The organism is uncultured Microbacterium sp., from assembly GCF_937927635.1.
Taxonomy (GTDB): Bacteria; Actinomycetota; Actinomycetes; order Actinomycetales; family Microbacteriaceae; genus Microbacterium.
This window is the reverse complement of record NZ_CALBRW010000025.1, coordinates 188,270-213,339: the sequence shown is the minus strand read 5'-3', so window position 1 is coordinate 213,339 and position 25,070 is coordinate 188,270. Positions and strand designations below refer to the sequence as shown.

The following is a 25,070-nucleotide window of genomic DNA, read 5'->3' as shown; positions in this document are numbered from 1 at the left end:
GCATGAGCGCGGAGGGACGGCAGCAGGCGGGGCGCCGCACAGGGCCGACGGTCGCGCTGGCCGTGATCGGCGCCGTCGGCGCGCTCGCGCTGGGAGTGGCGTTCTCCCGGCCCGACGTGATGGCAGGCGGGCTTCCGCTGGCTCTTTGGGCCGCCCTCGCGCTGACCAGGCCCGGTCACAGCGGGGTCGGGGTGGTGGTGGAGAGCAGTTCCGGGGACGACGGACGGCATCTGCGAGACGACGTGGTGATCGATTCGGATGCCGAGATCGTGGAGGTCGCGCTGATCCAGGCCGAGCGCGCGCAGCGGCGGGTCTTCGTGGCGGGCCGGTCGCGCCTCGAGGCATCCAGCAGGGCGCTGCACTCCGGGCCGGTGATCAGCGTCGAGGTGGCCGTGCGCGGATTGGATGCGGATGCCGGACTGCTGGGGGCTCCCCAGGCGCCGATCGCCGTCGTCCGTGCGGTGCAGCCCGTGGCGCACCGGCTGCCGCGAACGCCCGTGGCACCGCGGCTCACCGGGCTGCACGGCGCGCACGAGGGCACCAGGCCGGGCCAGGGCGGCGACTTCCGCGACATCCACCCGTTCGCCCCCGGCGATGAACTGCGGCGGGTGGACTGGAGGGCCACGGCACGTGCGGCGCGCCGGCCCGGCGAACTGCTGATCCGGCGCACCGACGCGCTCAGTGACGCATCAGCGGTGATCGTGATGGACACCGTCGAGGACCTCGGCGCCGTGGTGGCCACCTGGGGCGCCGTCGACCTGCTGCGCAGCGGCGCCACCTCGCTGGACCTGGCGCGCAGTGCGGCGCGCGCCATCGCCGAGGCCACCATCGCGCAGGGCGACCGCGTGGCGTTCCACACCCTCGCGCACGGCGGGCGCTCGGTGCGCTCCGGAGCCGGTCGACGACACCTCGCGCGCGTCGTCGCGGAGATCGCGTCCAGCGGGCGCGCGGGGGACGACGCGCGCTTCCGGCGCACTCCGCCCGTGCCGCACGGGTCGATCATCTACGTGCTCTCGACGTTCTTCGACGGCGCCGCGGCCGAGATCGCGACGCGCTGGCGCGCGGCCGGGCACCGGGTGGTGGCCGTCGACACGCTGCCGCCGCTGGACCGCTCGAGGCTGACGACGGAGCGCTCCCTGGCCCTCGAGGTCGTGCTCTCCGAGCGCTCGGACATGCTGCATCAGCTGCGGGACGCCGGTGTGGAGACGCTGACCTGGTCGGGCGACGTGGATGCGCAGCTGGCCGTCCTGCTGCGGGGAGGCGCACGGTGAGACGCGATGACACGCTGAGGATCGGACCGGCGATTCCCGGTGCGGTGCTGCCTCTGCTGCTGATCCTGATCGCCGTCACGGCGGGACTCGCGCTGCAGACGCCGATCGGATGGGTGGTCGCAGCGGGCATCGCGGCAGCGCTGAGCGGCTTCGCGCGGATGGCGGCGGGGCCCTGGCTGGCGGCCGCGGTCCTCGTCGTGATGCTCCTGGCGGCCGAGCCGACCCTCTGGCACACCGCCGCGGTGATCCTGGCAGTGCACCTGCTGCATGTGCTGGGGTCACTGGCACTGGCCGTGCCGCTGCGCTCGCGCATCGCCCTGCGAGCCCTGCGACCGACCACGATCAGGTTCCTGCTCGTCGAACTCGTCGCGCAGGCCGTGGGAGCAGGCGCCACGCTGCTGCCGGTGATCGGAGGCCTCCCGATCGCGGGGCTCGCAGCGGCCGCGGCCGTGCTGGTGCTGGCTCTGGTGGGAGTCCGGATGCTGGCGCAGAGAGGGCCGGAGAGCTTCGCCGTGCCGCGGCGGCCGGTGCGGGCATCCGCTCGTCGCGCCGATGTCGGTGGCCCCTCCTAGACTTGTCTGGTGCCCATCGTCCCTGTCGCCTCGTCCGGAAAACTCAGTGTCCGCGGTGCCCGCGTGCACAACCTCAAGAACATCGACATCGAGATCCCGCGCGACTCCCTGGTCGTCTTCACCGGCCTGTCAGGGTCGGGCAAGTCCAGCCTCGCGTTCGACACGATCTTCGCGGAGGGACAGCGCCGCTACGTCGAATCCCTCAGTGCGTACGCTCGGCAGTTCCTCGGTCAGGTGGACCGCCCCGACGTCGACTTCATCGAGGGCCTGAGCCCCGCGGTCTCCATCGACCAGAAGTCGACCAACCGCAACCCGCGGTCCACGGTCGGCACCATCACCGAGATCCACGACTACATGCGCCTGCTGTGGGCGCGCATCGGCATCCCGCACTGCCCCGAATGCGGTGAGCGCATCCAGCGGCAGACCGTGCAGCAGATCGCGGACCAACTGATGGAGCTGCCCGAGCGCACCCGGTACCAGATCGTCGCACCCGTGGTCACGCAGAAGAAGGGCGAGTTCGCCGACCTGTTCCGCGAACTCGGCGCCAAGGGCTACTCTCGCGCCATGGTCGACGGCGATCTCATCCAGCTCACGGAGCCGCCCGCGCTGAAGAAGAGCTACAAGCACGACATCGCCGTCGTCGTCGACCGCCTGGTGGCATCCGGCGACATCCTCGGCCGCGTCACGGACTCCGTCGAGACCGCGCTGGGTCTGGCCGGCGGGATCATGCAGGTGAACTTCGTCGACGAGGAGGGACACGGCGCCTGGCAGTCGTTCTCCGAGAAGCTGGCATGCCCGAACGGGCATCCCATCACCCTCACCGAGATCGAGCCGCGCACCTTCTCGTTCAACGCGCCGTTCGGGGCGTGCCCGGCCTGCTCGGGTCTCGGAACCCGCATGTCCGTGGACGTCGACCTCATGCTGGGAGACGAGGACCTGTCCATCCGCGAGGGCGTCATCCTGCCGTGGACCACGCAGGGCAAGGGACTCTTCCAGTACTACGAGCGCCTGCTCGAGGGCCTCGCCCGCGACCTGGACTTCTCCCTGGACACCCCGTGGAAGGACCTGCATTCCGACGTGCGCGAAGCGGTGCTGCGCGGCGACAACTACAAGGTCTCCGTCAAGTGGAAGAACCGCTACGGGCGCGAGATGCGGTACACCTCCGGGTTCGAGGGCGTGGTGCCGTACATCGAACGGCAGTACATGCAGGCCGAGTCCGACACGCAGCGGCAGCGCTGGGGCGATTACCTGCGCGAGGTGCCCTGCCCGGTGTGCGACGGCGCACGCCTGAAGCCCGAGGTTCTGGCGGTGAAGGTGCACGGCCATTCCATCGCCGAGGTGTCGAACCTGAGCCTGGCCGAGGCGGCCACCTTCATGCAGACCCTCGAGCTCAGCGACCGCGAGGCCAAGATCGCCGCGCAGGTGCTGCGCGAGATCCGGCTGCGGCTGGAGTTCCTGCTGCAGGTCGGCCTGGCGTACCTGAACCTGGGCCGCTCCGCCGGTTCGCTCTCCGGCGGCGAGGCGCAGCGCATCCGGCTGGCCACGCAGATCGGCTCCGGGCTCACCGGGGTGCTGTACGTGCTCGACGAGCCGTCGATCGGCCTGCACCAGCGCGACAACCGCCGTCTCATCGACACCCTGATCAAGCTGCGCGACCTGGGCAACACGCTCATCGTCGTCGAGCACGACGAGGAGACCATCCAGGCTGCCGACTGGGTGGTCGACATCGGACCGGGCGCCGGCGTGAACGGGGGAGAGGTCGTGCACTCCGGGCCCTACTCCGCGCTGCTGGCCGAGACCGCGTCGATGACCGGCGACTACCTCGCCGGTCGACGCGAGATCGCGACCCCCCGCAAGCGCCGGCGGATCGACAGGAAGCGGATGCTGCAGGTGGTGGGCGCGCGCGCCAACAACCTGCAGAACGTCACCGTGGACTTCCCGCTGGGCGTGCTCACGGCCGTCACCGGCGTGAGCGGATCCGGCAAGTCGTCGCTGGTCAACGACATCCTGTACCAGGTGCTGGCGGGGCGCCTCAACGGCGCCCGCACCGTGCCCGGCAAGCACACCAGGGTCACCGGGCTGGACAACCTCGACAAGGTCGTGCACGTCGACCAGGCGCCCATCGGACGCACCCCGCGCTCGAATCCCGCCACCTACACCGGCGTGTTCGACCGCATCCGCACGCTGTTCAGCGAGACGCCCGACGCCAAGGTGCGCGGGTACCGGCCGGGAAGGTTCAGCTTCAACGTCAAGGGCGGGCGCTGCGACGCGTGCTCGGGCGACGGCACCATCAAGATCGAGATGAACTTCCTGCCCGACGTGTACGTGGACTGCGAGGTGTGCCACGGTCAGCGCTACAACCGCGACACGCTCTCGGTGCGCTACAAGGGCAAGAACATCGCCGAGGTGCTGCAGATGCCCATCGCCGAGGCCGCGGAGTTCTTCGAGCCCATCCAGGCCATCCACCGCTACATGAAGACGCTCGTCGACGTCGGCCTCGGCTACGTGCGGCTCGGGCAGGCCGCCACCACGCTCTCCGGCGGCGAGGCGCAGCGCGTCAAGCTGGCCACGGAGCTGCAGCGCCGCTCCAACGGGCGCAGCATCTACGTGCTGGACGAGCCCACCACCGGCCTGCACTTCGAGGACGTCCGCAAGCTCCTCGAGGTGCTGAACGGACTGGTCGACAAGGGCAACACGGTGGTGGTGATCGAGCACAATCTCGACGTCATCAAGTCCGCCGACTGGGTCATCGACCTGGGTCCTGAGGGCGGTTCCGGCGGCGGGCAGGTGCTGGCCACCGGCACGCCCGAGCAGATCGCCGACGTGGAGGAGAGCCACACCGGGCGCTTCCTGGCCGAGATCCTCCCCGGGGCCGCCCAGAGCCGGCGCAAGGCGGGCTGATGGCCGACGTCCTGCCGTACAAGCCTCGGACGGGCGAGATCCCCACCGATCCGGGCGTGTACAGGTTCCGGGATGCCGAGGGGCGCGTGCTGTACGTCGGCAAGGCCAAGAACCTGCGCCAGCGGCTGTCGAACTACTTCGCGCCGCTGCGCTCCCTGCACGAGCGCACGCGGCGGATGGTGACCACCGCGGCATCGGTGGAATGGACGGTCGTCGCCACCGACGTCGAGTCGCTGCAACTGGAGTACATGTGGATCAAGCAGTTCGATCCGCCCTTCAACGTGCGCTACAAGGACGACAAGTCCTACCCGTTCATGGCGATCACCCTCGCGGACGAGGCTCCGCGCGTGATCGTCACGCGCAATCACAAGATCCGCGGAGCGAAGTACTTCGGGCCATATCCGAAGGTGTGGGCGGTGCACGAGACCATCGACCTGATGATCAAGGCGTTCCCGATCCGCACCTGCAGCGACGCCAGCTACCGGCGCGCCATGCAGACCGGCCGGCCGTGCTTCCCCGGTCAGATCGGCAAGTGCGGCGGCCCCTGCTCGATGACCTGCACGATCGAAGAGCACCGCGCGATGGTCGACGACTTCGTCGCGTTCATGTCCGGCGGGGACGAGCGGTTCAAGCGCGACCTCACCAAGCGGATGCTGGCGGCATCCGCCGCGATGGACTACGAGGCCGCCGCGAAGTACCGCGACAAGCTGTCGGCCATCGAGGCGGTGCTCGGCAAGAGCGCGCTGGTGCTGCCGGCCGACGAGAACGCGGATCTGTTCGGCATCGCCGAGGACGAGCTGTCGGCCGCCGTGCAGCACTTCGTGATCCGCGGCGGACGCGTGCGCGGCGTGCGCTCGCTGACGCTCGACAAGGAGCTCGACATCTCGGGCGGCGAGCTGGTCGACCAGGTGCTCCAGCGCGTGTACGGCGACTCGGACGACATCCCGCGCCGCGTGATCGTGCCGATGCTGCCCGACGACGCGTCCGAGATGGAGGAATGGCTGCGCGAGCGCCGCGGCAGGAAGGTGTCCCTGGCCGTCGCGCACCGCGGCCTGCGCGCGGACTTCATGCGCACGGCCACGCTCAACGCGCAGCAGGCGCTGCTGCGGCACAAGACCCGCCGCACCAGCGACTACGTGGCCCGTACGCAGGCGCTGACCGATCTGCAGGAAGCGCTCGGGATGAGCGAGGCGCCGCTGCGCATCGAGTGCTACGACATCTCGCACCTGAGCGGCACCAACGTCGTCGCATCGATGGTGGTGTTCGAGGACGGGCTGCCCCGCAAGGACCAGTACCGGTCGTTCAACATCCCCGAGACCACCGACGACACCGACTCGATGTACCAGGTGCTCATGCGCCGGCTGGCGCGCGTGGACGAGGCGCAGCCCGCGGAGGACGACCCTTCGACAGGCTCAGGGACCCAGGCGAAGAAGCCGCGGTTCGCGTACCGCCCGCAACTGCTGATCGTGGACGGAGGTCAGCCGCAGGTGCATGCCGCCGAGCGAGCGCTGCGCGACAGTGGTCGCACCGACATCGCACTGTGCGGCATCGCCAAGCGACTCGAGGAGATCTGGCTGCCCGGCGATGACTTCCCGGTCATCCTGCCGCGCACCAGCGAGGCGCTCTACCTCGTGCAGCGCCTGCGCGACGAGGCGCACCGCTTCGCGATCACGCATCAGCGTCGCCGCCGCCGGCGCGACATCACCACGGTGCTCAGCGAGATCCCCGGGCTCGGGGCGGCCCGGATCAAGGGGCTGCTGAAGCACTTCGGCTCCGTCACGGCGCTGCGAGGCGCCTCGCCCGACCAGATCGCCGAGGTCAGCGGGATCGGCCCGACCCTGGCAGCGACCATCCACGCGCACCTCGGCCGCGAGCGACCCGGCGCGAGTGGATAGGCTGGAGTCCGGGGAAGGGAGAGCACGATGACGGCCGCAGATGAAGGCGAGTTCCTGATCGTCACGGGCATGTCGGGCGCGGGGCGCACGACGGCCGCCAACGCGCTCGAGGATCTCGGCTGGTACGTGGTCGACAACCTGCCGCCGCAGATCCTGCGGCCGCTGCTGGATCTCACGGACATGGGCGGTGCGAACCTGCCGAAGATCGCCGCCGTGGTCGACGTGCGGGGCCGCAGCCTGTTCGACGACTTCCCCGGTGTGGCCAATGCCCTGCGCAGCCGCGGCGGAGTCAAGGTGCTCTTCCTGGACGCCTCCGACGACGTGCTGGTGCGCCGGTTCGAGTCGGTCCGCCGCCCGCATCCGCTGCAGGGCGATGGCACGCTGCTGGACGGCATCCGCACAGAGCGCACGCGCCTGGCTCCCATCCGCGAGGCAGCGGACCTGCTCATCGACACCTCTGCCCTGAACATCCACCAGCTGGCCACCCAGGTCTCGGAGATGTTCTCCGAGGCGGGCGCCGCCCGGCATCGGCTCACCCTCCTCAGCTTCGGCTTCAAGTACGGCGTCCCCACCGATGTCGACCATGTGGCCGACATGCGGTTCCTGCCGAACCCGTTCTGGGAGGAGTCGCTGCGCAACCACACCGGGCAGGACGACGATGTGCGGGACTACGTGCTCTCGCGTCCGGGGGCGACCGAGTTCCTGGATGCCTATGAGCAGGCGCTGCTTCCTGTACTGGCGGGCTACCAGCGCGAGAACAAGAGCCACTCCACGGTGGCCATCGGATGCACGGGCGGCAAGCACCGGTCGGTGGCCGTCGCCGAGGAGCTCGCACGGCGCCTGACCGGCACTCCGGGCGTAGCGGTCAACGTCCGCCACCGCGATCTCGGACGCGAGTGACGGCTCTCGGGGCGGTGGAGGGGCGCGCGGCCTTGTAGGCTGGTTCCTTGCGTCGCGATCCGACGCCAGGATCGTGAGAAGGAGTCCCGTGGCACTAACCACCGACGTCAAGGCCGAACTCGTCAGCATTCGCAACGCGCCCCCCGCGGTGCGCGTGGCCGAGGTGACGACGATTCTGCGCTTCGCAGGTGGGCTGCACTCCATCGCCGGTCGCGTGGCGGTCGAGGCCGAGGTGGATGCCGAACTGCTGGCTCGTCGGGTCGCCAGGGATCTCGCCGAGATCTACGGCGTCCGTCCGGACATCGCGCAGGTCAAGGCCAGCACCGCGCAGTCCGGTGACGGTGCTCGCTGGGCCGTCCGCGTGATCGGCCCGGGGGAGACCCTGGCCCGCCAGACCGGACTGCTGGACGCCCGACGCCGCCCCGTGCGCGGCCTGCCCAACCGGCTGACCACGGGTGCTCCCGAGGAGCTCGCCGGCATCTGGCGCGGCGCATTCCTCGCCGCCGGCACGCTCAGCGACCCCGGCCGCTCCGCCATGCTCGAGGTGGACTGCCCCTCCGGCGAGGCCGCCATGGCGCTCGTCGGCGCGGCCCACCGCCTGGGCGTCACGGCCAAGGCCCGCGAGGTGCGCGGCATGCCGCGCGTGGTGGTGCGCGAGGGCGAGGCCATCCGCGCCATCCTGGCAGCCATGGGCGCCCGCCGCACCGCCGCCGCCTGGGAGGAGATGCGCCAGCGCCGCGAGGTGCGCGCCGGCGTGAACCGCCTGGTCAACTTCGACGACGCCAACCTGCGTCGTTCCGCCCAGGCCGCCGTCGCAGCCTGCGCCCGCGTCGAGCGCGCGCTGGAGATCCTCGGCGACGACGTGCCCGACCACCTGCGCACCGCGGGGAATCTGCGCCTCGCGCACCGCGACGCGAGCCTGGACGAGCTGGGCCACCACGCCGAGCCGCCGCTGACCAAGGATGCCGTGGCCGGACGCATCCGCCGTCTGCTGGCGATGGCCGACAAGCGCGCCGCGGCTGACGGCATCCCCGGCACCGAGGCCGCTGTGCCCGCGGGCCTGGATGTCTGAGCGGGAAGGTTCCTGACGCGGGGCCGGTTGTCGTCAGTAGGATGTGAAACGTCTGCTCCGCAGCGCACACGGCGCCGCGGAGAACGCAAGCGCCGCGGCGCGGCGCGGATTGGATGAAATCGACATGGCGACTTACACGCTGCCCGACCTTCCCTATGACTTCGCGGCTCTCGAGCCCCACATCAGCGGCAAGATCATGGAACTCCACCATGACAAGCACCACGCCGCGTACGTCGCCGGCGCCAACGCGGCCCTCGACGGCCTGGCAGAGGCCCGTGACACCGGGGACCTGAAGAACGTCAACAAGCTGGAGAAGGACCTCGCGTTCAACCTCGGCGGTCACGTGAACCACTCGATCTTCTGGACGAACCTCTCGCCGAACGGCGGCGGCCAGCCCGAGGGCGAGCTGAAGGCCGCCATCGACGAGTACTTCGGCTCGTTCGAGAAGTTCCAGGCCCACTTCGCCGCCGCGGCCGCCGGCATCCAGGGCTCCGGCTGGGCCGTGCTGAGCTGGGACCCGATCGGCGCCCGCCTGATCATCCAGCAGCTGTTCGACCAGCACGCCAACGCCGCCCAGGGCACCGTCCCGCTGTTCCAGCTGGACATGTGGGAGCACGCCTTCTACCTGGACTACCTCAACGTGAAGGCCGACTACATCAAGGCCGTCTGGAACATCGCCAACTGGGAGAACGTCGCGCAGCGGTTTGAAACAGCGCGTGAGAAGACCACTGGTCTGCTGGTACTGTCGTAAAAGATGGGCGTCCTGATGGGCGATCAAGCCCATCAGGACGCCGTTGTCCGCGCAATCCGCGAAATTTACGCATTTCCTTGATTAAGAACCAGGAGACTTTCGTGTCTGTCAAGATCGGTATCAACGGCTTCGGTCGTATTGGACGTAACTTCCTCCGTGCAGCTCTTGCACAGAACGCAGACCTGGAGATCGTTGCCGTCAACGACCTCACCGACAACGCCGCTCTGGCGCACCTTCTGAAGTACGACTCCGTCGGGGGTCGGCTGGGAGTCGAGGTCTCGCACGAGGGCGACGTCATCACGGTCGGAGGCAAGGCCATCAAGGTCTTCGAGGAGCGCGACCCCGCGGCTCTGCCCTGGGGCGAGCTCGGCGTGGACATCGTCATCGAGTCGACCGGACGCTTCACCGACGCGGCCTCCGCGGGCAAGCACATCGCCGGTGGCGCCAAGAAGGTCATCATCTCCGCGCCCGGCACCGGTGTCGACGGCACCTTCGTCATGGGCGTGAACGAGGACACCTACGACTCGGCCACCCAGAACATCATCTCCAACGCGTCGTGCACCACGAACTGCCTGGCACCGCTGGCCAAGGTGTTCAACGACACGTTCGGCATCCAGCGCGGCTTCATGATGACCGCGCACGCCTACACGGCCGACCAGAACCTGCAGGACGGCCCGCACAAGGACCTGCGCCGCGCCCGCGCCGCCGCGATCAACATCGTCCCGGCCTCCACCGGCGCCGCCAAGGCCATCGGCCTGGTGCTGCCGGAGCTCAACGGCAAGCTCAGCGGCTCCTCGTACCGCGTGCCCGTGCCCACCGGCTCGATCGTCGACCTGACCATCGTCTCGGACCGCGATGACCTGACCGTCGACGAGGTCAACGCCGCCTACCGCGCCGCTGCCGCCGACGGCCGACTGAACGGCATCCTCGCGTACACCGAGGACCCGATCGTCTCCAGCGACATTCAGCAGGACCCGCACTCCTCGATCTTCGACTCCGCCCTGACCAACGTCTCGGGCAACCTGGTCAAGGTCTCGAGCTGGTACGACAACGAGTGGGGCTACTCCAACCGTCTCGTCGACCTGACCGAGTACGTCGCCGAGCGCCTCTAAGCTCATACGCATGACTCTGCGCACCCTCGACACACTGGGGTCGCTCGCAGGCAGGCGCGTCATCGTCCGTTGTGACCTCAACGTCCCGCTCCGGGACGGAGTCATCACGGACGATGGCCGCGTTCGCGCCTCGCTGCCGACCCTCAACGCTCTCATCAATGCCGGTGCACGTGTCGTCGTGTGCTCGCACCTGGGCCGCCCCGACGGCGCGCCCGACCCGCAGTACAGCCTGGAGCCGGTCGCGCAGCGACTGTCCGAGCTGCTCGGCAAGCCGGTCGCGTTCGCACGGGACACCGTGGGCGAGTCCGCCCGCGGCGCGGTCGCCTCGCTCGAGGACGGCGGCGTCGTGGTGCTGGAGAACCTGCGCTTCAACCCGGGGGAGACCTCCAAGGACTCCGCTGTCCGCCAGGCGTTCGCCGACGAGCTCGCGGCACTGGGCGATGCCCTGGTGTCGGACGGCTTCGGCGTGGTGCACCGCAAGCAGGCCAGCGTGTACGAGCTCGCCCAGACGCTGCCGTCCGCGGCGGGTCTGCTGATCGCCACCGAGCTGGACGTGCTGGACCGCCTCACGGAGAATCCGGAGCGCCCCTACACGGTGGTGCTCGGTGGATCCAAGGTGAGCGACAAGCTCGGCGTCATCTCGCACCTGCTCCCGCGCGTGGACCGGTTGCTGGTCGGCGGCGGGATGCTGTTCACCTTCCTGGCGGCGAAGGGCCATGCTGTGGCCTCCAGCCTGCTGGAGAAGGACCAGCTCGACACCGTCCGCGGCTACATCGCCGAGGCCGCCGAGCACGGCGTGGAGCTGGTGCTCCCCACCGATGTCGTGGTCGCCGCATCGTTCGCGGCGGATGCCGCGCACGAGACCGTCGCAGCGGATGCCATCGAGTCGAGCTCCTTCGGAGCATCCGGCATCGGCTTGGACATCGGACCCGACACGGCGACCGCATTCGCGGAGGCCATCCGCGGATCGCGCACGGTGTTCTGGAACGGCCCGATGGGCGTGTTCGAATTCCCGGCGTTCGCCGCGGGCACCAAGGCCGTCGCACAGGCTCTCACCGAGGTCGACGGCCTCGGGGTCGTCGGAGGCGGCGACTCGGCCGCTGCCGTGCGCCAGCTGGGATTCTCGGACGACCGGTTCGGGCACATCTCCACCGGCGGCGGCGCCAGCCTCGAGTTCCTCGAGGGCAAGAAGCTACCTGGACTGGAGGTCCTCGGATGGCAGTGACTCGTACTCCGCTGATCGCGGGCAACTGGAAGATGAATCTCGACCACCTGCAGGCGGTCGCCACGGTGCAGAAGCTGCACTGGACGCTGAAGGACGCCGGTCACGAGACCGGCTCGGTGCAGGTCGCGGTGTTCCCGCCGTTCACCGACATCCGCTCGGTGCAGACGCTCATCGACGCCGACAAGATCCCGTTCGAGCTGGGTGCGCAGGACCTGTCCGCGTACGACTCGGGCGCGTACACCGGCGAGGTCTCGGGCGCATTCCTGGCCAAGCTGGGCGTCGGCCAGGTGATCATCGGTCACTCCGAGCGCCGTGCCTACCATCACGAGGGCGACGACGTCGTGAACGCCAAGGTGAAGGCTGCGCTGAAGCACGGTCTGACCCCGGTGATCTGCGTCGGCGAGACCGCGGAGGACCTGGAGCGCTTCGGCGGCAGCGCCGTCCCGGTCTCGCAGCTCGAGAAGGCGCTGGAGGGCGTTCCGGCCTCCGCCGACATCATCGTGGCGTACGAGCCGGTCTGGGCGATCGGCTCAGGGCAGGCGGCGAGCCCGGCGCAGGCACAGGAGGTCGCGGCGGCTCTGCGCGGCGTGCTGGTGCGAGTGCTGGACGAGGATGCCGCGGCTCGCACGCGCATCCTGTACGGCGGCTCCGTGAAGTCCGGCAACATCGCCAGCTTCATGCGGGAGCCCGACGTGGACGGCGCGCTGGTGGGTGGGGCGAGTCTCGTCGTGGACGAATTCGCAGCCATCGTGCGCTATCAGAAGCACGTCGGAGTGTGAGTCGGCGGGGCGCGTTCCGCGCCTCGTCCTATAATCGACTGCTAGGCGGGTCTTCTCTGACCCCGGCGAAAGGCTTCATCCGTGGTGGTTCTCGAGTTCGTCCTGCAGGTGGTGCTGGGCATCAGCAGCGTCCTGCTGACGCTCCTCATCCTGCTTCACAAGGGTCGCGGCGGCGGTCTGTCCGACATGTTCGGCGGTGGCATGACGGCCGCCGTCGGGTCGTCCGGGCTCGCTGAGCGCAACCTCAACCGGTTCACCGTGGTGCTCGCACTGGTCTGGTTCGTGACCATCGTGGCACTCGGCCTCATCACGAAGTTCACGGCGATCTGATGGCCGCAGGAGGAAACGCGATCCGCGGTACGCGGGTGGGCTCCGGCCCGATGGGCGAGCAGGATCATGGCTACCACGCCGACCGCATCGCGGTCTCGTACTGGGATGCTCTCGGCAACGAGACCGTGCGGTACTTCGCCGCCGGCGTGCCGGAGGAGGAAATCCCCGAGACCATCGACCACCCGCACACCGGCCTTCCCGCCGGCCGCGATCAGAAGAACCCGCCGGCGATGTCCAAGGCCGAGCCGTACAAGACGCACCTCGCCTACGTGAAGGAGCGTCGCACCGACGAAGAGGCCGAGCAGCTTCTCGCCGACGCGCTCACGCAGCTGCGCGAACGCCGTGGCCAGGCCTGACGCACAGCGCTCGAGCGGAATCCCCGGGAGGTCACTCCCGGGGATTCCTGCGTCTGCGGAGGGTGGCGCGCAGGAAACGACGAGGAGACGCAGGAGAGCCCCCACCTGTCGGTGGAGGCTCTCCAGTATCGCGAGGGGCTGACGGGAATCGAACCCGCGTCATCAGTTTGGAAGACTGAGGCTTTACCATTAAGCTACAGCCCCGCTCGGACGCCCGCTGAGCTGGGCGCCTCGTAAAGCATAGCGGACGTCGCAGGCTGCTCCGTCCGTTAGACTCGTCAGGGCCGTTCCCGTGCGCGCGGGTTCAAGCCGGGGCGTAGCTCAGCTTGGTAGAGCGCCCGCTTTGGGAGCGGGAGGTCGCAGGTTCAAATCCTGTCGCCCCGACCACGGCAACAGACTTCATGCCCGCGCCGTCCGCGCGGAAACCACAAGGAGATACACCAGTATGGCCAACAGCACCGTCGAGAAGCTTTCCCCGACCCGGGTCAAGCTCAGCATCACGGTCACCCCTGAGGACCTCGAGCCCAGCATCAAGCACGCCTACGAGCACATCGCTCAGGACGTGCAGATCCCCGGCTTCCGCAAGGGCAAGGTCCCTGCTCCGATCATCGACCAGCGCATCGGCCGCGGCGCCGTCATCGAGCACGCCGTCAACGAGGGCCTGGATCGCTTCTTCCGCGAGGCCGCCGCCGAGCACAACGTGCGCATCGTCGGCCGTCCCGCCGCCGACATCACCCAGTGGCCGAACGAGAAGGACTTCTCCGGCGACCTGCTCGTCGACGTCGAGGTCGACGTTCGCCCCGAGATCGAGGTCCCCTCCTACGACGACATCACCATCACCGTCGACGCCGTCGACACCGACGACGCCGCCGTCGACGCCGAGCTGGACAGCCTGCGCGCCCGCTTCGGCACCCTGATTCCCGTGGACCGCCCGGCAGCCAGCGGCGACTTCGTCGAGCTCGACCTGATCGCCACGATCGACGGCGCCGAGATCGACCGCGCTGACGGCGTGTCGTACGAGGTCGGCTCGGGCGAGCTGCTCGAGGGCATCGACGAGGCCATCGACTCGCTGACCGCCGGTGAGCAGACCACCTTCCGCTCCAAGCTCGTCGGCGGCGACCACGCCGGCGAGGAAGCCGAGGTCTCCGTCACGGTCAAGGGCGTCAAGGAGCGCGAGCTGCCCGAGGCCGACGACGACTTCGCTCAGATGGCATCCGAGTTCGACACCCTGGCCGAGCTGCGCGACAGCCTCGCCGAGCGCGTCGGCCAGCAGGGCGTCTTCACACAGGGCGCCGCCGCTCGTGACCAGCTGCTGGACGCGCTGCTGGCGAAGGTCGAGATCCCCGTCCCGGCTCAGCTCATCGAGGACGAGGTGCACACCCACCTCGAGAACGAGAACCGCCTGGACGACGACGTGCACCGCGCTGAGGTCGCCGAGGCCAGTGAGAAGCAGTTCCGCACGCAGGTGCTGCTGGACACCATCGCCGAGGGCGCTGACGTGCAGGTCTCCCAGGAGGAGCTGAGCCAGTACATCGTGCAGTCCGCCGCCCAGTACGGCATGGCTCCGCAGGAGTTCGTCGAGGCCCTGCAGGGCGCCGGCCAGCTGCCCGCCCTCGTCGGCGAGATCGCCCGCAACAAGGCCCTCGCCTCGGTGCTCGGCAAGGTCAAGGTCGTCGACAGCAACGGCAAGGCCGTCGACCTGTCCGAGTTCATCGGCGACGCCGACGACGAGGCCGAGGCCGAGGCCGAGGAGGCTCCCGCCGAGGAGAAGCCCGCCAAGAAGCCCGCAGCCAAGAAGGCTCCGGCCAAGAAGGCGACTGCGAAGGCCGACGACGCCGAGGAGAAGCCCGCCAAGAAGGCTCCGGCCAAGAAGGCGCCTGCCAAGAAGGCCGCCGCGGAGAAGGACGAAGCCGACAAGGCCGAGTGATCGCGGATCATCAGGAGGGGCGGATGCTGCGGCATCCGCCCTTCCTGCGTCTGAGTGACGCGCTCTCTGCTCAGGGCGAACACGGCCGGGGCCGCGCGCGCGCGCCGGTAGATTCGAATCACCGAAACACGGAAACAGGAGCTGACATGGCTGAACCCCTGATGGCGACGAGCGTCTTCGACAGGCTGCTGAAGGATCGCATCATCTGGCTGGGCTCTGAGGTGCGCGATGAGAACGCGAATGAGATCTGCGCGAAGATCCTCCTTCTCGCCGCCGAGGATCCCGAGAAGGACATCTACCTCTACATCAACTCGCCCGGTGGCTCGATCACCGCGGGCATGGCCATCTACGACACCATGCAGTTCGTGCCGAACGACATCGTCACGGTGGGCATCGGCATGGCCGCGTCGATGGGCCAGCTGCTGCTGACCAGCGGCACCAAGGGCAAGCGCTACATCACCCCGAACGCCCGCGTGCTGCTGCACCAGCCGCACGGCGGCTTCGGCGGCACGGCCAGCGACATCCAGACGCAGGCGCAGCTCATCCTCTCGATGAAGCAGCGTCTCGCCGAGATCACCGCGGGCCAGACCGGCAAGACCGTCGAGCAGATCAACGAGGACGGGGACCGCGACCGCTGGTTCACCGCCGACGAGGCGCTCGAGTACGGATTCGTCGACCACATCCGCGAGCACGCCAGCGACGTGCACGGCGGCGGCGGCACCGGCGCGGACAAGTAAGGAACACGACACATGTACACACCCACGTTCCGCTCCGCCGGCACCCTCCCCTCCAGCCGCTACGTGCTCCCGCAGTTCGAGGAGCGCACCGCCTACGGCTTCAAGCGCCAGGACCCGTACAACAAGCTGTTCGAGGACCGCGTGATCTTCCTCGGCGTGCAGGTCGACGACGCCTCGGCCGATGACGTGATGGCGCAGCTGCTGGTCCTGGAGAGCCAGGACTCCGAGCGCGACATCACCATGTACATCAACTCGCCCGGCGGCTCGTTCACCGCCATGACGGCCATCTACGACACCATGCAGTACGTGGCACCGCAGATCCAGACCGTCGTGCTCGGCCAGGCGGCATCCGCAGCTTCCGTGCTGCTGGCCGCCGGCGCCCCCGGCAAGCGCCTCGCCCTCCCCAACGCCCGCGTGCTCATGCACCAGCCGGCGATGGGCGAGGCCGGTCAGGGCCAGGCATCCGACATCGAGATCCAGGCCAAGGAGATCCTGCGGATGCGCACCTGGCTCGAGGAGACCATGGCTCGCCACACCGGCAAGCCCGTCGAGCAGGTGAACCGCGACATCGACCGCGACAACATCCTCTCGGCCGAGCAGGCCAAGGAGTACGGCATCGTCGACCAGGTGCTCAGCTCGCGCAAGCGCGCCTGAGACACCCGTCTCGCAGGAGCGGCCCGGCACCACGCCGGGCCGCTCTTCTGCGTTCAACGGGCAACGGATGCGCAGGACGTCGGCATCCGAATGCTCATCTGAGCAGAACAGTGCGCGTGCGTCGGTACCCTCCTAAGCTGGAGGCGGAAGGAGGATGCCGTGGACGACGAACTGCTCATGGTGCGCGTGGCCGAGCTCTCGTACGACGAGGACAAGACGCAGGACGAGATCGGCGCCCTCCTCGGCATCTCGCGCTGGAAGGTGGGCCGGCTGCTCGTGCAGGCCCGCGAGCGCGGCATCGTGCGCATCGAGATCGTGCATCCCCGCGCCCGTCGGCTGGGTGCCGAACGCGCACTCGTGGAGCGATTCGGACTGAAGGATGCCGTGGTCGTCCCCGCACCCGACGAGCCCGGCGCCGTGCTGGAGCGCGTCGCCCGCGCCGCCGCCGACATGCTGACAGCCCTGCGCCCCGTGCCGCGCACACTGGCCGTCAGCTGGGGACGCACGCTCACCGCCATCGCCGAGGCGCTGCCCGAGGGATGGGCGCACGGCGTCACCGTCGTGCAGGCCAACGGGGGAGTGAGCCTGAACCGGCGCTCGGGAGGCGCGGCATCCGTCGCCGCCACCATCGCGCAGCGCGGCGAGGGCCAGGCCGTGCTGCTGCCCAGCCCCGCCATCCTCGAGCGTGTGGAGACCAAGCGGGCCATCGAGGCGGACCGCACGGTCGCCGCCATCCTCGATGAGGCGTCGCACGCCGGTACGTTCCTGTTCACCGCGGGGCCGTGCGACGCGGCATCCGCTCATGTCGAGAACGGCTACCTGACCGCAGCGGACATCGACGAGCTCGCCCGACGCGGCGCCGTCGGAGATCTGCTGGGCCGCTACATCGACGCCGACGGCAACATCGTCGACCCGCAGCTGGACGCGCGGACCGTCGGCGTGAGCCTCGAGCGGGTGCGCTCCGCGCCCCGATCCATCTTCGTCACCGCGGGCGCCGCCAAGCACGACATCGCGCGTACAGTCGTCGGCAACGGACTGTGCACCGTCCTGGTGACCGATGAATCCACAGCACAAGCACTCTTGGAGGAGATGTGACCACCACAGAACTGAGCCGTCGCACGGCTGTCGACGTGCTGGGCGGTGAACCCGACGACGCCACCCTGCGCCGCTTCCTGCACGGCCTGCCCGGCGTGGACGCGGTGGGCCTGGAGCAGCGCGCGGCGGCCCTCGGCACGCGCTCGATCAAGACCACCTCGAAGGCGTGGGCGCTGGACAAGGTCATCTCGCTGATCGACCTGACCACGCTCGAGGGCGCCGACACCGCGGGCAAGGTGCGTTCGCTGGTGGCCAAGGCGAAGACCCCGGATGCCGCCGACCCGAGCACCCCGCGGGTGGCCGCGGTGTGCGTGTACGGCGACATGGTGCCGCACGCCATCGAGGCGCTCGGATCCGCGCACGGCGACCCCGACGACGGAGGCATCCACGTCGCCGCCGTCGCGACGGCCTTCCCGTCCGGCCGGGCGTCGATCGAGGTCAAGCTGGCCGACACCGCGGATGCCGTGGCCGCCGGCGCGGACGAGATCGACATGGTCATCGACCGCGGGGCGTTCCTGGAGGGACGCTACGGGTTCGTGTTCGACCAGATCGCCCGGGTCAAGGAGGCGTGCCGCCGCGCGGACGGCACGTACGCCGCGCTCAAGGTCATCATGGAGACCGGCGAGCTGAACACCTACGACAACATCAAGCGCGCCTCGTGGCTGTCCATCCTGGCCGGCGGCGACTTCATCAAGACGTCCACCGGCAAGGTGCAGCCCGCGGCCACGCTGCCCACCACGCTGCTCATGCTCGAGACCGTCCGCGACTGGTACCGCGCCACGGGGGAGAGGATCGGCGTGAAGCCCGCCGGCGGCATCCGCTCGTCGAAGGACGCCATCAAGTACCTCGTCACGGTCGCCGAGACCGCCGGCGAGCAGTGGCTGCAGCCGCACCTGTTCCGCTTCGGCGCGTCGAGCCTGCTCAACGACGTGCTGCTGCAGCGCCAGAAGATCACCACCGGTCACTACTCCGGTGCCGACTACGTGACCATCGACTGAGGACGAGACATGTCATTCCTGGAATACGCTCCCGCGCCGGAGTCAAAGGCGATCCTGAATCTGAAGGAGAGCTACGGGCTGTTCATCGACGGCGAGTTCGTCGACGGCTCCGGCCCGTCCTTCCACACCATCTCACCTGCCGACGAGAGCCGCATCGCCGAGATCTCCTCGGCCTCGGATGAGGACGTCGACCGCGCGGTCGCCGCGGCGCGCCGCGCGTACGACCGCGTCTGGTCGAAGATGAGCGGCCGCGACCGCGGCAAGTACCTGTTCCGCATCGCGCGCCTCGTGCAGGAGCGCGCCCGCGAGCTGGCCGTGGCCGAGAGCCTGGACAACGGCAAGCCCATCAAGGAGAGCCGCGACGTGGACGTGCCGCTGGTGGCGGCCTGGTTCTTCTACTACGGCGGCTGGGCCGACAAGCTGGACTACGCCGGCCTCGGCGCCGACCCGCGCTCGCTGGGCGTGGCGGGCCAGATCATCCCGTGGAACTTCCCGCTGCTCATGCTGGCCTGGAAGCTGGCCCCGGCCCTCGCCGCGGGCAACACCGTGGTGCTCAAGCCCGCCGAGACCACCCCGCTGACCGCGCTGATCTTCGCGGAGATCCTGCAGCAGGCGGACCTGCCCGCCGGCGTCGTGAACATCATCACCGGTGCCGGAGCCCCCGGCGCCACGCTGGTGCGCCACCCCGACGTGGACAAGATCGCCTTCACTGGCTCCACGGCCGTCGGCCGCGACATCGCCAGGGCCATCGCCGGCACCGACAAGCGCGTCACGCTGGAGCTGGGCGGCAAGGCCGCCAACATCGTGTTCGACGACGCGCCCATCGACCAGGCCGTCGAGGGCATCGTCAACGGCATCTTCTTCAACCAGGGGCACGTGTGCTGCGCAGGCAGCCGCCTGCTGGTGCAGGAGTCGATCCACGACGAGGTCGTCGACCGGCTCAAGCACCGCCTGTCCACGCTGCGCCTTGGCGACCCGCTGGACAAGAACACCGATATCGGCGCCATCAACTCCGCCGCCCAGCTGGCCCGCATCCGCGAGCTCAGCGACATCGGCGAGGCCGAGGGCGCCGAGCGCTGGACCGCCGACTGCGCGCTGCCGGACAAGGGCTTCTGGTTCGCGCCGACCATCTTCACTGGCGTCGAGGCCTCCAGCCGCATCGCCCGGGACGAGATCTTCGGACCGGTGCTCTCGGTGCTGACCTTCCGCACGCCCGCCGAGGCCATCGCCAAGGCCAACAACACCCCGTACGGGCTGTCGGCCGGCATCTGGAGCGACAAGGGATCGCGCATCCTGGCCGTCGCCGACCGGCTGCGCGCGGGCGTGGTGTGGGCCAACACGTTCAACCGCTTCGACCCGTCCAGCCCCTTCGGCGGCTACAAGGAGTCCGGCTACGGGCGCGAGGGCGGCCGCCACGGTCTGACCGCGTACCTGAAGAGCGGCGCGTCCTCGACCCGGGCGATCACCGCGAAGCAGACCAGGGCCGTCTCCGCCAAGGCGTCCAAGCCCACCAAGCCCGCCAAGAAGGGAGCCGCAGCATGAGCGCGCGGTTGACGATTCCCAAGACCTACAAGCTCGCGATCGGCGGAAAGTTCCCCCGCAGCGAATCCGGTCGCACCTACGAGGTGGTCTCGAAGAAGGGCGCCTTCCTCGCCAACGCCGCGAAGGCGTCGAGGAAGGATGCTCGGGATGCCGTCGTCGCGGCCCGCGCGGCCGTGAAGGGCTGGTCGGGCGCCACCGCGTACAACCGCGGGCAGGTGCTGTACCGCGTCGCGGAGATCCTCGAGGGCCGCCGGGCCCAGTTCGTCGATGAGATCGTCGACCAGGAGGGCGTGTCGGCCGCCGTCGCCGGCGCGCAGGTCGACGCCGCCATCGACATGTGGGTCTGGTACGCGGGCTGGTGCGACAAGTACGCGCAGTTCGCCGGCAACGCCAACCCCGTCGCGGGCCCGTACTTCAATATCTCGGTGCCCGAGCCCACCGGCGTCGTGGCCATCGTCGCGCCGCAGGACTCCGCGCTGCTGGGCCTGGTGTCGGTCATGGCGCCGGCGCTGGTGACCGGCAACACGGTGGTCGTGATCGCCAGCCAGCGGCATCCGCTCTCCGCCATCAGCCTCGCCGAGGTGCTGGCCACCAGCGACGTGCCCGGCGGAGTGGTGAACGTGCTCACCGGCTTCCCCGCGGAGATCACGCCGTGGCTGGCGTCGCACGCCGACGTCAACGCGCTGGATCTCGCCGGCGCGGGCGACCTGGACTGGGTCGACCTGGAGATCGCCGCCGCCGACACCCTCAAGCGCGTGCTGCGCCCCGGCGAGGTGGAGCAGAGTCTGGACCGCATCACCGCGTTCACCGAGACGAAGACCGTGTGGCACACGAAGAGCATGGTCTGACCCGAGGCGCCGTGGGCCCGGTTCCGCTGTCGGCGGACCCGGGCCCTTCGCATGCGCGCCAATGCGGCCGGGTGTCGGTGCATGCGGTTAGGCTCGAAAGGCGGCATCAGGCCCCCGCCTGATCCACGGCTTCGAGGAGGACGCGCATGACACGCATCGGTGAGAGTGCCGACCTGTTCAAATGCTCTTTCTGCGGAAAGAGTCAGAAGCAGGTGCAGCAGCTGATCGCCGGACCTGGCGTGTACATCTGCGATGAGTGCGTCGAGCTGTGCAACGAGATCATCGAGGAGCGGATGGCCGAGGCCGGCACCGGTCCGGTCGCCGAGTTCGATCTGCCCAAGCCGCGCGAGATCTACTCCTTCCTCGAGGAGTACGTGGTGGGGCAGGAGCTGGCCAAGCGCTCGCTGGCCGTCGCCGTGTACAACCACTACAAGCGCGTGCGCGCCCGCGGCACTCTGCAGACCGCCGAGCAGAAGGCCGAGGAGGTCGAGGTCGCGAAGAGCAACATCCTCATGCTCGGCCCCACCGGCTGCGGCAAGACCTACCTCGCCCAGACCCTCGCCAAGCGGCTGAACGTGCCGTTCGCCGTCGCCGACGCCACCGCCCTCACCGAGGCGGGCTACGTGGGCGAGGACGTCGAGAACATCCTGCTCAAGCTGCTGCAGGCCGCCGACTACGACGTCAAGCGCGCCGAGACCGGCATCATCTACATCGACGAGATCGACAAGATCGCCCGCAAGGCCGAGAACCCGTCCATCACCCGCGACGTGTCGGGCGAGGGCGTGCAGCAGGCGCTGCTGAAGATCCTCGAGGGCACCGTCGCATCCGTGCCGCCGCAGGGCGGGCGCAAGCATCCGCACCAGGAGTTCCTGCAGATCGACACCACGAACGTGCTGTTCATCGTGGCAGGCGCGTTCGCGGGCCTGGAGGACATCATCTCCGCCCGCGTCGGCAAGCACGGCGTCGGGTTCGGCGCTCCGCTGCACGACCCGGGCAAGGATCTCGACCTGTTCGGCGAGGTGCTGCCGGAGGACCTGCACAAGTTCGGCCTGATCCCCGAGTTCATCGGTCGCCTGCCCGTCGTCACCTCGGTGTCGCCGCTGGACCAGGATGCTCTGATCGACATCCTCACCGGCCCGCGCAACGCTCTGGTCAAGCAGTACCAGCGCATGTTCGAGATCGACGGCGTGCAGCTGGAGTTCGAGGACGACGCGCTGCGCTCCATCGCCGACCTGGCCGTGCTGCGCAAGACCGGCGCCCGCGGCCTGCGCGCCATCCTGGAGGACGTGCTCGGACCCATCATGTTCGAGATCCCGTCCGCCGAGGACGTCACGAAGGTCGTCGTCACCAAGGCCGCCGTCGAGGACGGCGCCCCGCCCACCGTGGTGCTCGCCCGCAAGCGCAAGAGCGCCTGAGCGGGTTCAGATCGCAGTCAGCTCCGCGACCAGCACGGTGTCCACGGCATCCGCCCACACCGTGTGCCGGGTCACGGCGAAGCCCGACGAGGCGAACGTCGCCGTGTACGCCTCGAGTGTCCTCAGCGCGGTGTAGTCGCTGATGTACGGGCGCACCGGCGTGGGCTGATCGATCAGCACGGTCGGGTCGTCGCCCATCAGGAAGGTCGCCGTCACCACGCGCCCGCCGGGGCGCAGCATCCGATGCCACTCCGCGACGGTCCCGTGAAGGTCGGGGATGATGTGCAGCGCCGTCACGCACAGGATGAGATCCATCGATGCATCCGGCAGTGGGAGTGCCGCGACATCCGCCTCGACCCAGCGCACCTCCGGCAGAGCGGATGCCGCGGCGGCCAGCATCCCCGGCGACAGGTCCGCACCCGTCAGATGGAGCCCCGGCATCCGCTGGTGCAGGGCGCGCAGCACGAGGCCGGTGCCGGTCGCGACGTCCAGCACATCGCGCACGCCGTCGAGATCGGCGAACGCCGCGACCTCGAGAGCCACGGCCTGATGCATCGCATCCTCGTCGTAGGTCGCCGCGCGCCGATCGAACGCACCGCGGATGGCGCCGAGGGTCTCCGCGAATTCGGAGGGCTCAGGCATCCAACCCGCGCCTCTTCAGCAGCGGCGCGATCTCGGCATCCCGGCCGCGGAAGTCGCGGTAGGCCTCCAGCGGGTCCTTCGAGCCGCCGACGCCCAGCAGGAGCCGGCGGAAGCGGTCGCCGTTCTCACGGGTCAGCCCGCCGTTCTCGCGGAACCACTCCACGGTGTCGGCGTCGAGCACCTCGCTCCAGATGTACGAGTAGTAGCCGGCGCTGTAGCCGCCGGAGAACACGTGCGCGAAGTACGTCGACGAGTAGCGCGTCGGCACGACGGGGTTCAGCAGCCCGATGTCGGCCAGCGCCGTCTTCTCGAACGCCGCCACGTCGCCGGGCTCGTCGCCTGCGCCGAGGAGGTGCCAGGCCTGGTCCAGCCACGACGCCGCCAGGTATTCGCTGGTGGCGTGGCCCTGGTCGAACGCCTCCGTGTCGCGCAGGCGCTGCACGATCGCGGCATCCAGCGGCTCGCCGGTCTCGACGTGGCGGGCGTAGTTGTCGAGCACCTCGCTCCACAGGATCCACATCTCATTGACCTGGCTGGGGAACTCCACGAAGTCGCGGAACACGTTGGTGCCGGCGAAGTGCGGGTAGGTCACGCGCGCGAACAGCCCATGCAGGGCGTGCCCGAACTCGTGGAAGAGCGTGGTCACCTCGTCCAGCGTCAGCAGGGTGGGCTCGCCGTCGCCTGGCTGCGCCACGTTGAGGTTGTTGACCACCACGGGCAGCGTGCCGCGCAGTGCGGACTGGCTGACGATGGGGTTCATCCACGCGCCGCCGCGCTTGGAGTCGCGGGTGTACAGATCCAGCACATACAGGCCCACGGGCGAGCCGTCGGCGTCGTGCACCTCGAACACGCGCGCGCCCGGGTGATACGCGACCAGATCCGTCCGCTCGGTGAATGTCACGCCGTACAGACGGGATGCCGCGAAGAATACGCCGTCGTGCAGCACGCGCTCGGCCTCGAACCACGGGCGGAGGGCCGCGGTGTCGATGTCGTAGCGGGCCTGGCGCACCTTCTCGGTGTAGAACGCCCAGTCGTGCGCCTCGAGCGGGAACGGCTCGGCCTCGGTGGCATCGATGATCTCCTGCAGCGCCGCGCGCTCGCGCTCGGCGTTGCGCGCGGCGGGTGCCGCCAGCTCGCGCAGCATCCGCTCGACGGCATCCGGAGTCTTCGCCGTCTCATCGGCGGTGATGTACGCGGCGTGCGAGGGGTAGCCCAGCAGGGCGGCGCGCTCAGCGCGCAGTGTCACGATCTCGGTCAGAACGGCGCCGTTGTCGTTCTGATTTCCGCGCGAGCCGCGGGAGAGGGATGCAGCCATGATGCGTCGGCGGCTCTCGCGGACGGTGAGGGACGCCAGGTACGGATGCCCGCTGAACAGCGTGAGTCCCACCAGGTGCTTGCCGGTCTCGCCGCGGTCGGCGGCGGCGCGAGCCGTGGCGCTCAGCTCGCCGGATGTGAGCCCGTCGAGCTCCGCGGCGTCGTCGAACAGCACGGCGAGCTCGTTGGTGTCGTTCAGCAGGTTCTTCTCGAAAGCGGTGCTGAGCGTCGACAGCCGCTGATTGAGCTCGGTGAGCCGGACCTTGGCCGCATCGTCCAGCGCCGCGCCGGCGTGCGTCATCTCGCGGAAGTGCCGCTGCACGAGGTAGCGCTCCTCGGCGCCCAGATCCAGCTCGTCCAGCCGGGAGTGCACCTGCGAGACCCGCCAGTACAGCTGCGAATCCAGCCGGATGGCATCCTGGTGCGCCGACATCAGGGGCGCCAGCTCCTCGTCGATGGACTGGATCTCCGCGGTGGCATCGGCCGACGCGACCGTGTAGAACGCCGCCGCCACGCGCTCCAGCATGCTGCCGGAGCGCTCCAGTGCCACCAGCGTGTTCTCGAACGTGGGCATCGAGCGCACCATCGTGATCGCCTGCACCTCGCGCAGGTGCTCCTCGAACGCGGCGTGGAAGGCCGGCAGGTAGTGCTCCGGGCGGATCGCCGCATAATCGGGCAGCCCGTACGGGAGCGTGGAGGGGGAGAGCAGCGGGTTCGTGGCCTCGGTCATCTCT

22 protein-coding genes and 2 tRNA genes are annotated in these 25,070 nt (G+C 69.4%); 21 read left to right on the top strand and 3 right to left on the bottom strand.

Features of this window, described 5'->3' with window-relative positions; genetic code table 11:
• Positions 1-2: 2 nt before the first annotated feature.
• From Q0568_RS13180 to Q0568_RS13125, 12 genes are all read left to right on the top strand, one after another.
• Positions 3-1,271 carry a DUF58 domain-containing protein gene (locus tag Q0568_RS13180; RefSeq protein ID WP_298867266.1) on the top strand — a complete coding sequence of 423 codons (1,269 nt, stop codon included), beginning with the start codon at positions 3-5 and terminating at the stop codon, positions 1,269-1,271.
• On the top strand, positions 1,268-1,843 hold the full coding sequence (locus Q0568_RS13175) for a hypothetical protein (RefSeq protein WP_298867264.1): 576 nt from the start codon (positions 1,268-1,270) through the stop codon (positions 1,841-1,843). The genes Q0568_RS13180 and Q0568_RS13175 overlap by 4 nt, the downstream gene beginning before the upstream one ends.
• A gap of 9 nt (positions 1,844-1,852) precedes the next feature.
• A complete protein-coding gene (uvrA, locus tag Q0568_RS13170) occupies positions 1,853-4,744 on the top strand; it encodes an excinuclease ABC subunit UvrA (protein ID WP_298867262.1) in 2,892 nt (963 codons plus the stop codon).
• Positions 4,744-6,639 (top strand): excinuclease ABC subunit UvrC, encoded by a 1,896-nt coding sequence (uvrC, locus tag Q0568_RS13165; protein ID WP_298867260.1) that lies wholly within the window; start codon positions 4,744-4,746, stop codon positions 6,637-6,639. Before uvrA ends, uvrC begins: the two co-directional genes overlap by 1 nt.
• Positions 6,640-6,666: 27 nt before the next feature.
• On the top strand, positions 6,667-7,539 hold the full coding sequence (gene rapZ / locus Q0568_RS13160) for an RNase adapter RapZ (protein WP_298867258.1): 873 nt from the start codon (positions 6,667-6,669) through the stop codon (positions 7,537-7,539).
• Positions 7,540-7,627: 88 nt separating this feature from the next.
• Positions 7,628-8,611, top strand: coding sequence for a DNA-binding protein WhiA (gene whiA, locus Q0568_RS13155; protein WP_298867255.1), 984 nt, complete (start codon positions 7,628-7,630; stop codon positions 8,609-8,611).
• Positions 8,612-8,735: 124 nt separating this feature from the next.
• Complete coding sequence (locus tag Q0568_RS13150) at positions 8,736-9,362, top strand: superoxide dismutase (protein WP_298867253.1); 627 nt, start codon at positions 8,736-8,738, stop codon at positions 9,360-9,362.
• Between the two features lie 101 nt (positions 9,363-9,463).
• Complete coding sequence (gene gap, locus Q0568_RS13145; protein ID WP_298867250.1) at positions 9,464-10,474, top strand: type I glyceraldehyde-3-phosphate dehydrogenase; 1,011 nt, start codon at positions 9,464-9,466, stop codon at positions 10,472-10,474.
• 10 nt (positions 10,475-10,484) lie between these two features.
• Positions 10,485-11,699, top strand: a complete 1,215-nt coding sequence (locus Q0568_RS13140; RefSeq protein WP_298867248.1) for a phosphoglycerate kinase — start codon at positions 10,485-10,487, stop codon at positions 11,697-11,699.
• A complete protein-coding gene (gene tpiA / locus Q0568_RS13135) occupies positions 11,690-12,478 on the top strand; it encodes a triose-phosphate isomerase (protein WP_298867246.1) in 789 nt (262 codons plus the stop codon). The genes Q0568_RS13140 and tpiA overlap by 10 nt, the downstream gene beginning before the upstream one ends.
• Positions 12,479-12,559: 81 nt before the next feature.
• Complete coding sequence (gene secG / locus Q0568_RS13130; RefSeq protein ID WP_298867244.1) at positions 12,560-12,808, top strand: preprotein translocase subunit SecG; 249 nt, start codon at positions 12,560-12,562, stop codon at positions 12,806-12,808.
• The gene (locus tag Q0568_RS13125; protein ID WP_298867242.1) at positions 12,808-13,164 is read left to right on the top strand and encodes an RNA polymerase-binding protein RbpA; all 357 of its coding nucleotides are present in this window, start codon (positions 12,808-12,810) and stop codon (positions 13,162-13,164) included. The genes secG and Q0568_RS13125 overlap by 1 nt, the downstream gene beginning before the upstream one ends.
• Positions 13,165-13,297: 133 nt before the next feature.
• On the opposite strand, the gene Q0568_RS13120 is transcribed toward Q0568_RS13125, so the two are convergent.
• Positions 13,298-13,368: transfer RNA gene (locus Q0568_RS13120), tRNA-Gly, on the bottom strand.
• Between the two features lie 106 nt (positions 13,369-13,474).
• Here Q0568_RS13120 and Q0568_RS13115 point away from each other — a divergent pair.
• The 9 genes from Q0568_RS13115 (at position 13,475) to clpX (ending at position 22,380) form a co-directional block, all read left to right on the top strand.
• Positions 13,475-13,551: transfer RNA gene (locus Q0568_RS13115), tRNA-Pro, on the top strand.
• A 58-nt stretch (positions 13,552-13,609) separates the two neighbouring features.
• On the top strand, positions 13,610-15,091 hold the full coding sequence (gene tig / locus Q0568_RS13110) for a trigger factor (protein ID WP_298867240.1): 1,482 nt from the start codon (positions 13,610-13,612) through the stop codon (positions 15,089-15,091).
• Positions 15,092-15,114: 23 nt separating this feature from the next.
• Positions 15,115-15,828, top strand: coding sequence for an ATP-dependent Clp protease proteolytic subunit (locus Q0568_RS13105; protein WP_298867294.1), 714 nt, complete (start codon positions 15,115-15,117; stop codon positions 15,826-15,828).
• 12 nt (positions 15,829-15,840) lie between these two features.
• Positions 15,841-16,482, top strand: a complete 642-nt coding sequence (locus Q0568_RS13100) for an ATP-dependent Clp protease proteolytic subunit (RefSeq protein ID WP_298867238.1) — start codon at positions 15,841-15,843, stop codon at positions 16,480-16,482.
• Between the two features lie 159 nt (positions 16,483-16,641).
• Entirely contained in the window at positions 16,642-17,577 is a 936-nt protein-coding gene (locus Q0568_RS13095; protein WP_298867236.1) for a sugar-binding transcriptional regulator, read from the top strand.
• Positions 17,574-18,575, top strand: a complete 1,002-nt coding sequence (deoC, locus tag Q0568_RS13090; RefSeq protein ID WP_298867234.1) for a deoxyribose-phosphate aldolase — start codon at positions 17,574-17,576, stop codon at positions 18,573-18,575. The genes Q0568_RS13095 and deoC overlap by 4 nt, the downstream gene beginning before the upstream one ends.
• Before the next feature lie 9 nt (positions 18,576-18,584).
• Positions 18,585-20,117, top strand: a complete 1,533-nt coding sequence (locus Q0568_RS13085; protein WP_298867231.1) for an aldehyde dehydrogenase family protein — start codon at positions 18,585-18,587, stop codon at positions 20,115-20,117.
• On the top strand, positions 20,114-20,965 hold the full coding sequence (locus Q0568_RS13080) for an aldehyde dehydrogenase family protein (protein WP_298867229.1): 852 nt from the start codon (positions 20,114-20,116) through the stop codon (positions 20,963-20,965). The genes Q0568_RS13085 and Q0568_RS13080 overlap by 4 nt, the downstream gene beginning before the upstream one ends.
• Before the next feature lie 146 nt (positions 20,966-21,111).
• Positions 21,112-22,380, top strand: coding sequence for an ATP-dependent Clp protease ATP-binding subunit ClpX (gene clpX / locus Q0568_RS13075; protein WP_298867227.1), 1,269 nt, complete (start codon positions 21,112-21,114; stop codon positions 22,378-22,380).
• A gap of 6 nt (positions 22,381-22,386) precedes the next feature.
• On the opposite strand, the gene Q0568_RS13070 is transcribed toward clpX, so the two are convergent.
• Both Q0568_RS13070 and Q0568_RS13065 read right to left on the bottom strand, forming a co-directional pair.
• Positions 22,387-23,022 (bottom strand): class I SAM-dependent methyltransferase, encoded by a 636-nt coding sequence (locus tag Q0568_RS13070; RefSeq protein ID WP_298867225.1) that lies wholly within the window; start codon positions 23,020-23,022, stop codon positions 22,387-22,389.
• The gene (locus Q0568_RS13065) at positions 23,015-25,066 is read right to left on the bottom strand and encodes a M3 family metallopeptidase (protein ID WP_298867222.1); all 2,052 of its coding nucleotides are present in this window, start codon (positions 25,064-25,066) and stop codon (positions 23,015-23,017) included. The genes Q0568_RS13070 and Q0568_RS13065 overlap by 8 nt, the downstream gene beginning before the upstream one ends.
• Positions 25,067-25,070 lie beyond the last annotated feature (4 nt).